The sequence below is a fragment of the Paraburkholderia bengalensis genome (genome assembly GCF_037126505.1).
In the GTDB taxonomy this organism is placed as follows: Bacteria; Pseudomonadota; Gammaproteobacteria; order Burkholderiales; family Burkholderiaceae; genus Paraburkholderia; species Paraburkholderia bengalensis.
Genome location: NZ_JACFYJ010000022.1, coordinates 1 through 12,749, shown reverse-complemented (window position 1 = coordinate 12,749; position 12,749 = coordinate 1). Strand labels below are relative to the sequence as shown.

The 12,749-nt window shown below is 62.9% G+C and carries 9 protein-coding genes and 2 tRNA genes; 5 read left to right on the top strand and 6 right to left on the bottom strand.

Annotation, left to right across the window (positions count from 1 at the left end):
- Nucleotides 1-54 precede the first annotated feature (54 nt).
- The 4 genes from H3V53_RS15520 to H3V53_RS15505 form a co-directional block, all read right to left on the bottom strand.
- The gene (locus H3V53_RS15520; protein ID WP_336598689.1) at nucleotides 55-1,335 is read right to left on the bottom strand and encodes a polysaccharide biosynthesis/export family protein; all 1,281 of its coding nucleotides are present in this window, start codon (nucleotides 1,333-1,335) and stop codon (nucleotides 55-57) included.
- 156 nt (nucleotides 1,336-1,491) lie between these two features.
- Nucleotides 1,492-2,565 (bottom strand): sugar transferase, encoded by a 1,074-nt coding sequence (locus H3V53_RS15515; protein WP_336598688.1) that lies wholly within the window; start codon nucleotides 2,563-2,565, stop codon nucleotides 1,492-1,494.
- A gap of 810 nt (nucleotides 2,566-3,375) precedes the next feature.
- Nucleotides 3,376-4,071, bottom strand: coding sequence for a ribose-5-phosphate isomerase RpiA (rpiA, locus tag H3V53_RS15510; RefSeq protein ID WP_336598687.1), 696 nt, complete (start codon nucleotides 4,069-4,071; stop codon nucleotides 3,376-3,378).
- Nucleotides 4,072-4,182: 111 nt separating this feature from the next.
- Nucleotides 4,183-5,067, bottom strand: a complete 885-nt coding sequence (locus H3V53_RS15505; RefSeq protein WP_336598743.1) for an N-acetylmuramoyl-L-alanine amidase — start codon at nucleotides 5,065-5,067, stop codon at nucleotides 4,183-4,185.
- Between the two features lie 415 nt (nucleotides 5,068-5,482).
- Between H3V53_RS15505 and H3V53_RS15500 the strand changes: the two genes are divergently transcribed.
- Entirely contained in the window at nucleotides 5,483-5,605 is a 123-nt protein-coding gene (locus H3V53_RS15500; RefSeq protein ID WP_336598686.1) for a hypothetical protein, read from the top strand.
- A gap of 281 nt (nucleotides 5,606-5,886) precedes the next feature.
- Here the strand turns inward: H3V53_RS15500 and rlmB are convergent, their stop codons facing one another.
- Both rlmB and rnr read right to left on the bottom strand, forming a co-directional pair.
- Nucleotides 5,887-6,630, bottom strand: a complete 744-nt coding sequence (gene rlmB / locus H3V53_RS15495) for a 23S rRNA (guanosine(2251)-2'-O)-methyltransferase RlmB (protein WP_336598685.1) — start codon at nucleotides 6,628-6,630, stop codon at nucleotides 5,887-5,889.
- A gap of 103 nt (nucleotides 6,631-6,733) precedes the next feature.
- Nucleotides 6,734-9,184, bottom strand: a complete 2,451-nt coding sequence (gene rnr, locus H3V53_RS15490; protein WP_336598684.1) for a ribonuclease R — start codon at nucleotides 9,182-9,184, stop codon at nucleotides 6,734-6,736.
- Nucleotides 9,185-9,461: 277 nt separating this feature from the next.
- Here rnr and H3V53_RS15485 point away from each other — a divergent pair.
- From H3V53_RS15485 to H3V53_RS15470, 4 genes are all read left to right on the top strand, one after another.
- Nucleotides 9,462-9,548, top strand: a tRNA-Leu gene (locus H3V53_RS15485).
- A 225-nt stretch (nucleotides 9,549-9,773) separates the two neighbouring features.
- Nucleotides 9,774-9,860, top strand: a tRNA-Leu gene (locus H3V53_RS15480).
- A 521-nt stretch (nucleotides 9,861-10,381) separates the two neighbouring features.
- Nucleotides 10,382-11,605, top strand: coding sequence for an MFS transporter (locus H3V53_RS15475; RefSeq protein ID WP_336598683.1), 1,224 nt, complete (start codon nucleotides 10,382-10,384; stop codon nucleotides 11,603-11,605).
- Nucleotides 11,606-11,915: 310 nt separating this feature from the next.
- On the top strand, nucleotides 11,916-12,749 hold an 834-nt coding region (locus tag H3V53_RS15470), incomplete at its 3' end, for a TetR/AcrR family transcriptional regulator (protein ID WP_336598682.1).

The following is a 12,749-nucleotide window of genomic DNA, read 5'->3' as shown; positions in this document are numbered from 1 at the left end:
CTCTCTCCGTCGGTACCCGCAATCGCGCCGGGCACGTGCATCGATATACGTCTGTCAGTAGCCGATTGCCCGGGTCGTCGCAGCCGCCTGCGTGGCGGGCAGGATCAGACCGATGACGCGGCTCCACTTCACGAGCGCGGACGCGTCGACGAACACGACATCGTTCGGTTTCAGTTCGAACGAATCGGCCGTCGCCATCGCCGAGGCCGACGTCGCGTCGAGGTGGTAAATCACGCGCTTGCCCACATCGCGGCCGCGCACGACATACACCTGCGACGCATCGCCCGATACCTGGCTGATGCCGCCCGCGTCGCCCAGCGCCTCGTTGAGCGTCATGCGCCCGTTGTTGAACGGCAGCCCGCCGGGACGCTGGACTTCGCCAATCACGAAGACCTTGCTGTCGTTCTGTGCGTAGACGCGGATGAGGTCACCGTCGCGCAGCACGATCCGGTCCGGGTTCACGTTGTTGCGGATCATGTCGGGCATGTCGACGAGCACCGTCTCGTCCCCGCGCGTCACGGACACCTTCGACCGGTCTGATTTTTCGGTGAAGCCGCCTGCGCGGTTGATCGCCTCGGGCAGGGTCATCGGCACGTCGTTGAGCACCTGCACCCCGGGTGTTCTCACTTCGCCGTCGAGATAGATGCGCTTGCTCCGATACGTTTCCACGCGCACGGTCATCTGCGGCTGCCGCACGTAGCGGCTCAGCCTGGGCGTGAGCAGATCGCGCACGCCCATCTCCGTGAGCCCTTCGACCTTGATCGGCCCGATGTAGGCGTACTGGATATATCCGTTCGTATCGACCGTATAGCCCGGCGCGACGGGCGAGGCACCCGACGTGTTCGAGCCGCCGGCTGCGCCCGGCATGCTGAGTTCCGGGTGATCCCACACGACGATGCTGAGGACGTCGCCCGGTCCGACCTCATAGGGCGTCGCCTTCGCAAACAGACTGCGCACATCGCTCGAAACACCGGTCGGCCGTTCCTGCTGCTGCTTCTCGACGAGATCATCCGTGATTTCGACGAGCGAACCGGCCGGCGCACGATCGCCGCCCGACGCCTCCGACCCTGAACCGCGAGACGCCGCAGCCTGCGCGGCAGTTGCCGCACCGGCGCTGCCGCCCGACGACATGCCCCGGAAGGTCATGCCGGGCGACAGTGCGCACCCCGTCAGCAGCGCCGCCGCAACGGCGGGTGCCACGAATGCGGGCAAGGTGAAGCGGAACGCGCGCGCGCAATCGGGTTGCACACCCGAGCGCGTCGGCCGCCACCACGAAAGCAGGCGCGCCCCGCGCGCTTGCATCATCCACTGCTTGCAAACTCTGTCGAGTCGCATGGTCAACCCCCATATTGCGTGTGGTCGTCCCATTGCGTACGGTGCGCAACGAATCCGGACCGGTGCTACACACTCCATCGTGCGTGGTCATGCCCTCTCGTACTGCCCGCGCCCGGATCGCCTGGCTCGCGCGCGACGTCGTCGCCGACTGCACTGTCAGTAGGCGCCATCTCCCCTTATCACGACCACGATCGTCTTGAACAGAATGCCGATGTCGCTGTGCAGCGACCAGTTCTTCACGTAGCTGACGTCGAGCGACACGCGCGTCGCATAGTCGGTGTCGCAGCGTCCGCTCACTTGCCATAGGCCGGTGATGCCGGGCGTCGCCATCAGGTAGTACTTGCTATAGGCGCCGTATCGCTCGAGCTCCTGGTCGACGATCGGGCGCGGGCCGACCAGGCTCATCTCGCCGCGCACGACATTCCACAGCTGCGGCAATTCGTCGAGGCTCGTGCGCCGCAGAAACTGGCCGATGCGCGTGATGCGCACATCATTCTTCAGCTTGAATTCGCGTTCCCATTCGGCACGCGCGACCGGGTCGCTCGCGAGCAGCTCCTCGAGTACCTGCTGCGAATTGACCACCATCGAGCGAAACTTGAGGCAGCGAAACTTCTCGCCATTGCGGCCTACGCGGGTGTGGCCATAGAGCGCCGGGCCGCCGTCCCGTTTCACGATCAGCGCAATCAGTATGAGCAAAGGCAGCAGTGCCACGATGGCAGTCAGCGCGAGCACGATATCGATCGTCCGCTTGATGGCATGCCGCAGCGCACGCGAACTCGCTTCGATCTCGACCAGTTCGTGGTCCGCTTCCTCGCCCCTCAGCCACGCCGACGCCTGGTTGGCGACGCTGAATTTCGCAAAGAAAAGCGTGTGCGACGCAAGCAGCGAGATGCCCGTGGTCAGCGTCCAGTAGATGAACCACGGCATCGAAATCACGTTGTCGCGATGGATCGCGTAGAGCAAGGCCAGACCGCAGAGCTGCACGGCGAGCCATGCAAACGTCGTGCGTCCGGCGACGCTCGCGACGGGTTGCCGCCCTCTCGGCGGATAGGTTCCGCACGCGGGAAACACCGATAGCGCCAGTGCCGCGACGAAGGCGACAAGCGTTGGATCGAGCTGGTGAGCAGGACCCACTCCAGGCATGTTCGGGCTTACATTAAGATGCAGAGCACCAAATGCGCCCAGCACGATTAGCGCGATATCGATCGCACGATGCACCAGCTCGGACATATCCCTACCCCACTGCGTCGCCTGTTCAATACCGATGTTGAGCTGCCGCTGATCGCCTAGTCGTCGCTCGCATCGCGAATGCCGTCGTGTCCGACAGCAGGCATGCCGTGCCTGCATACGGTTGCACGCGCTCGCTTTCGCTATGACGGGTCGCCTACTGTGCGCAGTCCCCTGTGTGTGATGTCGCGTCGGTCTTCCAGTCAATGCAGGCCGATCGTCTTCGAATCCACGTCGCTAAGTTACGGGGATGGCAATGGCGATTCCGTGCGCAATCCCACCAACGATTCGCGATCGTCAGTTGCCGCCGCGTTGTGCATACGATTAGGTGTGTTTGCAACTTCTGGCGTTGCGTGCGGTTGCGCACGCAACGCATCTCAACGGAGTTGAGATCATTGCTCGGTGACTGCGATGATCGACGAGCGTTTCGCGATCACGCGGTGGCAGTGCTTGCGTCGTGTGCGGGGCTTAGTGTGCGCGGGCGTACAGATGCGCGCGTCCGGGCCCGCTATAGCCAGGTAGCGGCATACCCGCACGCGCAGTAGTTTTAACACTCGAAGCTGATCTCGATACCGCGGCTAAAACCGGTACCGCGATGGCCACGTGTGAATTCCGTCGCTTGGGATATTTCGCTTGGAGTCCGTAATATCTCGCGGCTCGAGATCCGCGCCGCGTTATTGGAAACGTCGCGCGAGCCTTGTCATTCTGTTCGATCGGCTCGTATCAGACACGCGCGAGCGTGGCGCCCGGTCGGCACGCCGGAAGAAAGGTTGCCGGCGCGGTCGCGCTCTGCGCGCGCCAGCGAGGCAAGTGTCAGGTGGTTGGATACTCGATCGTCTCGACGCCCGTCTCCGTGCCGAGCAGGCAAAGATCCGCGCCGCGCGCGGCGAACAGCCCCACCGTCACGACGCCCGGCCACGCGTTGATATGCGCCTCGACCGTGCGCGGATCGCTGATGCGCAGGCCTTTGACGTCGATGATCTCGTTGCCGTTGTCAGTGATGAACGGGGAGCCGTCCTTCGTCACGCGCAGGACGGGCACGCCGCCCAGCGCCGTCACGCGGCGACCGACGGCCGTGCGCGCCATCGGCACGACTTCGATGGGTAGCGGAAACTGTCCGAGCACGTCGACGACCTTGCTTGCGTCCGCGATGCAGACGAACTTCTCCGACACCGACGCGACGATTTTCTCGCGCGTGAGCGCGCCGCCGCCGCCCTTGATCATTGCGCCGCCGTGATCGATTTCATCGGCGCCGTCGACGTAGACGGGCAGCGATTCGATGTCGTTGGGGTCGAACACCTGAATGCCGTGCGACTGCAGCCGCGCCGTCGTCGCGACGGAGCTGGACACGGCGCCGCGAAAACGCGACTTGTGCGCGGCGAGTGCGTCGATGAAGCAGTTCGCCGTCGAGCCGGTGCCGACGCCGATGATCATCCCTTCGGGCACGTTGGCGATGACGTAGTCGGCGGCAGCTTGGCCGACCAGTTGCTTGAGTTCGTCTTGAGTCATGATGGGAAATGCCAGAGCAAGCGGAAAAACTGCAAGTTTACCGGAGTCGAGGCATCGGGCCGGATTTATTGCGCATGCGGCCGGCGTATTGCGCGCGGCGCCGTGGCCGCGTCAGGGCGCGGGCCGAGCCGGTTCCGGTGTGGCGTTGGGCATGTACTTGTCGAGCAGCGCCTGGGCGATGGCATCCGTCTGCGCATCCGGGTTGCCCGAGTAATCGGCGGGACGGAAATGCATCTGGAACGCGGCGAACACGCGGCGCGACTTGTCGTCGAACACGCCGTCCGTGGCCGTTTCGTAGCCGTAGCGCGCGAGCTTTTGCTGAAGCGCGCGGACGTCGGTGGGCGCGTTGGGATCGCGGCCTGCCAGTTCTTTCGTGACGGTGGCCTCGTCGGGCCATGCGCCGACGCCTGCATCGTAGAGCTGTTTCCACGGGAAGAGCGGCCCGGGGTCGATCTTGCGTTGCGGCGCGATATCGCTGTGGCCGACGACGCGGGTCGGCGGAATGTTGTAGCGCGTGACGATGTCTTTGGCGAGGCGGATCATCGCGTCGACCTGTTCCGGCGGATAGGGTTGCCAGGTGCGGCCTTGCGGGGTATCGACGGGGCCGAGGTTCACGTTCTCGATGCCGATCGAGGCGGCGTTCAGTTCAGTCGTGCCTTGCCAGGAACTGATGCCTGCGTGCCAGGCGCGCTGGGACTCCGGCACGAGTTGCCAGATGATGGGCTCGCCATGCTTTTCTTTTGGATGGTCAGGGACGACGTAGTGGGCGCTGACCTGTTCTTTTGTCAGCACATCGAGCGATTCTTTTTCGTCGATTTCCGTGTAGTGCATCACCAGGAAGCGGATGCGGGTGTCCTGGTATTGCGCTACGCGGGATGTGTCGGTGTAGTAGGTGGTGTGGTCCTTTAAGGTCGAGGTCGTGCAGGCTGTGGTTGTGAGTGCTGCTAGCGCTAGCAGTGCCAGGGTTTTGGGTTTTTGTCGCTTTTGGATTTGCATTTTGCGGTGGTCCACTTCTGGTGCGTTGCGCCTGCGCGGCGCGGGCGTTGGTTTGCTCGGGTATTCACCGGCATCCGCGTCATGACTTACCCATTCATGCGTCGCCCCTGTGCGGGGCGGCACCTACTTTTCTTTGCAGCGGCAAAGAAAAGTAGGCAAAAGAAAGCCGCTAACACCGCCAGTTCTTGACGTTCGCCCACGGGCCCCCTACGGCCCCGCCCTGTTTGCGGCAACCTGTCCTTCATTACCCGTTGCCAACGCTTTCAATGAGCGCCATAACCACTTCACACGCCCGCGTCACACATACGCAATCGAATTCCACGCGTTGCATCGCGGCAAACTGTGTGTAGGCTTTCGCGGCGTATGAGCCTCACTCCGGACTGAAAAGCACGTTGTGTAGTAGGCGTGCCGATGTGTGAAGCGCTACGACCTACACACAGTTTGCCACCTGGGCGGCGCGAACCATTCGCTGCCGCTGGCTGCACTGCGGGTGATTGAAGCGGGTGAGGCGCTCATTGAAAGCATTGGCAACGGATAGTGACCGAGAAGTTGCCGTGTGAAGCATAAGAACCGTTGGGGGTCCGCAGGCAGCAACTAGCATTGGCGGTGTTAGCCCGCTTTCTTTTGCCTACTTTTCTTTGCGGCGGCAAAGAAAAGTAGGTGCCGCCCCGCACAGGCGCAACGCCTGCACCGCGCAGGCGCCATCGCGGATGCCGGCAAAAACGTCAAGCGCACAACAAAAACGCCCGCGCCGCAAGGCACCATCGCAGATGCCAGCGAAAACCAAAGCCGACCACCCCAGCGTCGCAGACAAAAAACCTACTTCTTGACACCCCTCTGCCGCACAGCCTCAAACAAACAAACGCCGGAGGCGACAGAAACATTAAGACTCTCAACCGACCCCGCCATCGGAATCTGCATCACCTCATCGCAGGTATCGCGAGTCAGGCGCCTCATGCCCTCGCCTTCGGCGCCCATCACCAGCGCAACGGGCCCATCCAGCTTCGTCTCATACAACGAAGCGGTCGCTTCACCCGCCGTGCCGACAACCCAAACGCCTGCCTCCTTCAACTCCCGCAACGCGCGAGCGAGATTGGTCACAGTGATATACGGCACTGTATCGGCCGCCCCGCTCGCCACCTTCGCGGCGGTAGCGTTCAACCCAACGGCACGGTCCCGCGGCGCAATCACGGCATGCGCGCCCGCCGCATCAGCGACGCGCAAACAGGCGCCCAGATTGTGCGGATCGGTAATGCCATCAAGCACCAGCAACAACGCCGGCCCCTCGATCCCATCCAGCAGTTCGGCGAGATTTTGCGCCAGCGGCAGATCGCCCGCGCGCGCCACGACACCCTGGTGCCGCTCGGTATGCGCCAAACCCCACAGCCGCGTCTCGTCGGCGGCAATCAGGCGCACGCCCGCCTCTTTCGCCACGGCCAGGAATTCATTCATCCGGCGATCGCGGCGCGCCTGATCGTAATAGATTTCTTCGACCGTCGATGAATCGTGACGCAGGCGTGCCGTCACCGCGTGAAAACCGTAGAGAACCTTGAGACGTGACATGACTGAAACAACCTTTGAATGAGCACGCCCGGCTCAACCAGCCCAAGCACACCCGATGAGAACGAGCGCCGCGCGCGTTGCAACGCGCGGCGTTACTGCAGATTCAACGCTTCTTGCGAGCCGGTTTCGCCGATGACTTCGACGCCGGACGCTTCTTCGACGCCCCCGCCTTGCGGGCCGCGCGCGCTTCCTTCACCGCGGCCGTCTGCGCGGGCGCCGCCTTCTTGTGACGCGCGCCGTCGGGTTGCGGCGCACGCTCGACGGAACGCACGCGCGGACCGCCCAGCTCGCTCGCCTTCTCCATCGCACTCGCGCGATGCGACTTCACCGGCGTGTCGCGCACCAGGCGGAAATCGATCTTGCGCGCATCGAGGTCGACGCGGCTCACCTGCACGCGCACGCGATCCGACAGCCGGTAACGGATGCCCGTGCGCTCGCCGCGCAGTTCGTTCTTGATCTCGTCGTACTGGAAGTAGTCCGAGCCGAGCTCCGTCACATGCACGAGGCCTTCGATAAAGAGCGCATCGAGCTGCACGAAGATGCCGAACGACGTCACGCCGCTCACCATGCCGCCGTACTCTTCGCCGAGCTTGTCGCGCATGAAGTAGCACTTGAGCCACGCTTCGACATCGCGCGAAGCTTCGTCCGCGCGCCGCTCGTTCGCCGAGCAGTGCAGGCCAAGCTCTTCCCAGATGGCCGTGTTCGGACGGCCGCGATTGCCGCGCTTTTCGTCTTCGGCCTGCAATGCGCGCGCACGCGGCGACAGCGCCGTGTTCAACTCGACGCCGTGCGGCGTCTTCGGCTCGTACTTGCGGCCTTGCAGGATCGCGTAGATCGCGCGGTGCGTCAGCAGATCGGGATAGCGGCGGATTGGGCTCGTGAAGTGCGCATACGCTTCATACGCGAGGCCGAAGTGGCCGATGTTATCGGGGCTGTAGACGGCCTGCTGCATCGAGCGCAGCAACATGGTTTGCAGCATCTGCGCGTCGGGACGGTCGCGGATGTGCGCCATCAGCGCGGCGTAATCGCTCGCATGCGGCGTGTCGCCGCCGCCGAGCGTCAGCCCCATGCCGCGCAGGAACGTGCGCAGATTTTCGAGGCGCTCCGCCGTCGGTCCCGCGTGTACACGGTACAGACCCGGATGCTTGTTGCGCTTCATGAAGTCGGCCGCGCAGACGTTCGCGGCCAGCATGCATTCTTCGATCAGCTTGTGCGCGTCGTTGCGATGGCGCGGCACGATCTGTTCGATCTTGCCCTGCGCATTGCAGACGATGTAGGTTTCCGTCGTGTCGAAGTCGATCGCGCCGCGCTTCTGGCGCGCCGCGAACAGCGCCTTGTAGACGCCGTACAGGTTCTGCAGCTGCGGCAGCAGCGCCGCGCGGCGCGTCGCTTCCGGGCCCTTGGTGTTGGTCAGCACGGCCGCGACTTCCGTGTACGTGAGACGCGCGGCCGAATGCATCACGCCTGGATAGAACTGATACGCCTTGATCTCGCCGCGCGCGGTGATGACCATGTCGCACACCAGCACGCAACGGTCCACTTGCGGATTGAGCGAACAGAGCCCGTTCGACAGCTTTTCCGGCAGCATCGGAATCACGCGGCGCGGGAAATACACCGACGTGCTGCGCTCGATCGCATCGACGTCGAGGCCGCCGTCGGGCAGCACGTAATGCGATACGTCGGCGATCGCGACGATCAGACGGAAGCCGTCGCCGCGACCGACCGTGATCGGCTCGCAGTAAACGGCGTCGTCGAAGTCGCGTGCGTCTTCGCCGTCGATCGTAACGAGCGGCACGTCGCGCAAGTCCACGCGATGCTTGATGTCCACAGGCCGCACTTCGTCGGGCAGCTTCGCGGCGTCGTCGAGCGCGGCCTGGCTGAACTCGTGCGGCACGCCGTACTTGCGCACGGCGATTTCGATTTCCATGCCCGGGTCGTCGATATCGCCGAGCACTTCGACCACGCGTCCGAGCGGCTGCGAATGACGGCTCGGAAAGTCCGTCAGCTCGACCACGACCACCTGCCCGACCTTGGCCTTCTTCGTGTTCTGCGTGATCAGGATGTCGTGGCCGATGCGTTTTTCTTCGGGCGCGACGATCAGCGCGCCGTTCTCGTTGAGAAGGCGTCCGATCACACGCTTGTTCGCGCGGTCCGTGACCTCGACGATGTGGCCCTCGGGCCGTCCGCGCCGGTCATAGCCGACGATGCGGGCCAGCACGCGGTCGTTGTGCATGACCTTCTGCATCTCGCCCGTCGGCAGGAACAGGTCGTCCTGGCCGTCGTCGCGGATCAGGAAGCCGTAGCCGTCGCGATGGCCCTGCACGCGGCCTGCGACAAAGTTCGACGGATGAGTGAGCTGATAATGCCCGCGCTGATCGAGTCTGATCTGGCCATCGCGCTCCATCGCGGCGAGGCGCTTGAAAAACCCTTCGCGCTCCTGGCGCTTGATCGACAGTGCTTCGGCGATGTCGTTCGCTGCAAGCGGCGTTTCACTCGTGCGCAGCACGCCGAGGATTTCTTCGCGGCTTGGAATCGGATACGGATATTTGCTCAAGGGCTTGTCGATGATTGTTCTCGTTGCGTGGACGTCGGCGGATGGATGACGTTGCTCTATCTGACTTGAACTGCAACTGCGCGTGTGACTTTGACGGCCTTGCTACTGCGGGGATTCTAACACCCGTCTCGCCCGCCACGCGCCGCCTGGCGGGCGCTTGCGCGATGCGCGCGGTGCACGTGAGCGGGCATCGCGGCCGTCGATTGAATGTTTTCAGGAAACGCTTGACACGCCTCTTCGGCACGCTATAATTTCGGTCTCTGCTTCAACGCACCTTGCCCAGGTGGCGAAATTGGTAGACGCACTAGGTTCAGGTCCTAGCGGTGGCAACACCGTGGAGGTTCGAGTCCTCTCTTGGGCACCAGATTCAAATGAAAAGCCGCCTTCGGGCGGTTTTTCATTGTAGTGAGAGCACTGCTCTTCGCGCCGGGTCTTCGGTTTGCGCAAGAGTGATGCAGGAAGTTGCAGTATCGGTTGATCGCTTAGTTTTTTGATGCGCGAACAACCAGACGAAAAGATGAAGCGTTTTTCGAGTTACCGATTGACACGCAGATTCTTCTCGTTAAAATAGCGGTCTAGCTTGAGACGTGCCCAGGTGGCGGAATTGGTAGACGCACTAGGTTCAGGTCCTAGCGGTGGCAACACCGTGGAGGTTCGAGTCCTCTCCTGGGCACCACTCTCTCAAAGCAAAACAGATCACCCCGTAATGCGAAAGCGTGCGGGGTTTTTGTTTTTTACGCCCTTCACGCGTCCCGCCTAACCTCACGTGTCCGACCATCGTCCCTTCTGCTTCGGCGCACACTTCTGCGCCTTGCGATGTCAATCGATATTGCCAATCGCGAGGCAGTCATCCGACAGGCAAGTGCCGCGGCCCGTCAATTAGCGCCCGCCAAGCCAAAGCCGCAAGCGACGCAATCTTTATTCCCCAAAATTACGAATAACAAACTTATTCCAATCAGAATAACTACGTTAATTACATTTACCAGACATTATCCTTTCCTGATTGACCGATTACCCAGGGATTAGCACTGACAAAGCGCAGTCGTTTCATGCAGACGCTTAATCCTCGGCGTACACTCAGCGGGGCCTTAAGCTACGGGGCGCGGCGTTTGCTCGTTAGCCGCGCAAAAGCTTTAAAGGCACAATTAATCGGAGAGCGCAACGCCGGTTGCCTGAGATCAGAGGAGAACAATTGAAATGAGCTGGACCCGGGAACAGAGAAACGTCACGATTGCAGCCTATTTAGGCTGGACACTCGACGCATTCGATTTCTTTCTGATGGTTTTTGTTCTGAAAGATATCGCGAATGAATTCGGCACCGATATCAAAGCGGTTTCGTTTGCCATCATGCTGACGCTGATGATGCGGCCCGTCGGCGCCCTCATCTTCGGCTTCCTCGCCGACAGGTTCGGCCGACGCCCCACGCTGATGATCAACATCGCGTGCTTCTCGCTGCTCGAACTGCTGTCGGGCCTCTCCCCTAACCTCACCACGCTGCTGGTGCTGCGCGCGCTGTTCGGCATCGCGATGGGCGGCGAATGGGGCGTCGGCGGCGCGCTGACGATGGAAACCGTGCCGCCCAAGGCGCGCGGCTTCGTGTCGGGGCTGCTGCAGGCGGGCTATCCGAGCGGCTATCTGCTCGCCGGGCTCGTGTTCGGCCAGCTCTACGAGTACATCGGCTGGCGCGGCATGTTCTTCGTCGGCGTGCTGCCCGCGCTGCTGGTGCTCTACATCCGCGCGCACGTGCCCGAATCGCCGGCGTTCAAGACGCTCGAAAAGAAGGCGCGCCCCGGCCTCGTCGCCACGCTCAAGCTGAACTGGAAACTCTCCGTCTACGCCATCGTGCTGATGACGGCGTTCAACTTCTTCTCGCACGGCTCGCAGGACCTGTATCCGACCTTCCTGCGCGTGCAGCACCACTACGACGCCCATACCGTGCAATGGATCACGATTGTGCTGAACGTCGGCGCGATCTGCGGTGGGCTGTTCTTCGGCGCGCTGTCGGAGAAGATCGGCCGCAAGCGCGCGATCTGTATTGCCGCCCTAATCGCGCTGCCCGTCGTGCCGCTGTGGGCGTTTTCGTCGACGCCCGCGATGCTCGCCGTGGGCGCGTTCCTGATGCAGATTTCGGTGCAAGGCGCGTGGGGCGTGATTCCCGTGCATCTGAACGAAATCTCGCCGGATGAAATCCGCGCGACGTTCCCGGGCCTCGTGTACCAGTTGGGTAACCTGATCGCGGCCGTCAACGGGCCGCTGCAGGCGGGTATCGCCGAGGCGCACGGTAACGACTACGCGACCGTGATGGCCGTCGTGATCGGCATCGTGGCCGTCGTGATTGCAGTCTTCATTTTGTTTAGCCGCGAACGGCGCGGCATCGACATGACGCAATCTGCCGAAGAGGTCACGGCGACCGTGCACTGAGCGCACGCCACGCAGCGCAGAAGGCATTCCGTCCGGACGGGCACGCGCCCCGTCAATGCAGCAGACACGAGGCCGCTCCCATTCGTTTCGGAGCGGCCTTTTCTCTTTTCTCGTCCGCATGGTCGGCAAAGTGCGCGCGTGGTCGGGCACTTTTAGAGGAGTCCATCGACACTCGCCCCTTGCCCGATCGTCCGCCCCGTTCTTATCCTGAAAAAGAACACGCGTTTCAAATTCGAACTTGAATCGATTGTTTGAGTGGGCCGAATGCGGCGCCCAACGCGCCCGTTCGGCCCGACATGGGAGACGCAACGTGACACTTCGCACGCCGGGCCGCCATACCGGGGACACGAAAGCGCGCATCCTCAATGCCGCCGAGACGCTTTTCATCGAATACGGATATGAAGCGATGTCGCTGCGGCAGATCACCTCGATGGCCGAGGTCAATCTGGCTGCCGTCAACTACCACTTCGGCAGTAAGGAATCGCTGATGCACGCAATGTTGTCGCGCCACCTCGACCTGCTGAACCACGAGCGCCTGAAGCTGCTCGATCGCTTCGACGCGCTGCTCGGACCGCGCGTGACCTGCGAGCACGTGCTCGGCGCGATGTTCATTCCGGCGCTGCGCATGTCGCACGATACGCACGATACGCGCATCGCCGGCAAGGCATTCCTGCGGCTGCTCGGCCGCGCGTACAGCGATCCGTCGCCGTTCACCCGCGCCTTTCTGAAGACGCATTACGCGTCCGTGTCCGCGCGCTTCTTCGACTCGTTCCAGCGCGCGCTGCCGCATCTGCCGCGCGAGGAGCTCCGCTGGCGGCTTCACTTCGCGATCGGCGCGCTGTCCGGCGTGCTCGCGGGCGCCGACACTGACAACCTGATCAGCGAGTTCGCGCAGGATAAGTCGATGAACGGCCTACAGCTGATCGCGCGACTCGCGTCGCCGATCGTGTCCGCGCTGAAGGCGCCGTTGCCGGACGCGAGCCAGTTCGCGATGTTCGCGTCGGTGCTCGGCGACGCAGGCAGCGTGGACATCGGCTGCGATGCCGTCAACGAGGCGCAGGCGCAAGCCGCCGCTCGCGGCGAGGCGGTGCCGACGGCCGACGCAGCGGCGCCGCAGTCTTCGCCGCTGGAGTCGCCGCAGCAG

What these genes read in the sequence shown, in the direction of transcription:
- H3V53_RS15520 (WP_336598689.1), bottom strand. Translation starts at nt 1,335, where the DNA reads ATGCGACTCGACAGAGTTTGCAAGCAGTGGATGATGCAAGCGCGCGGG.
- H3V53_RS15475 (WP_336598683.1), top strand. Translation starts at nt 10,382, where the DNA reads ATGAGCTGGACCCGGGAACAGAGAAACGTCACGATTGCAGCCTATTTA.
- rlmB (WP_336598685.1), bottom strand. Translation starts at nt 6,630, where the DNA reads ATGTCACGTCTCAAGGTTCTCTACGGTTTTCACGCGGTGACGGCACGC.
- H3V53_RS15515 (WP_336598688.1), bottom strand. Translation starts at nt 2,565, where the DNA reads ATGTCCGAGCTGGTGCATCGTGCGATCGATATCGCGCTAATCGTGCTG.
- H3V53_RS15505 (WP_336598743.1), bottom strand. Translation starts at nt 5,067, where the DNA reads ATGCAAATCCAAAAGCGACAAAAACCCAAAACCCTGGCACTGCTAGCG.
- rpiA (WP_336598687.1), bottom strand. Translation starts at nt 4,071, where the DNA reads ATGACTCAAGACGAACTCAAGCAACTGGTCGGCCAAGCTGCCGCCGAC.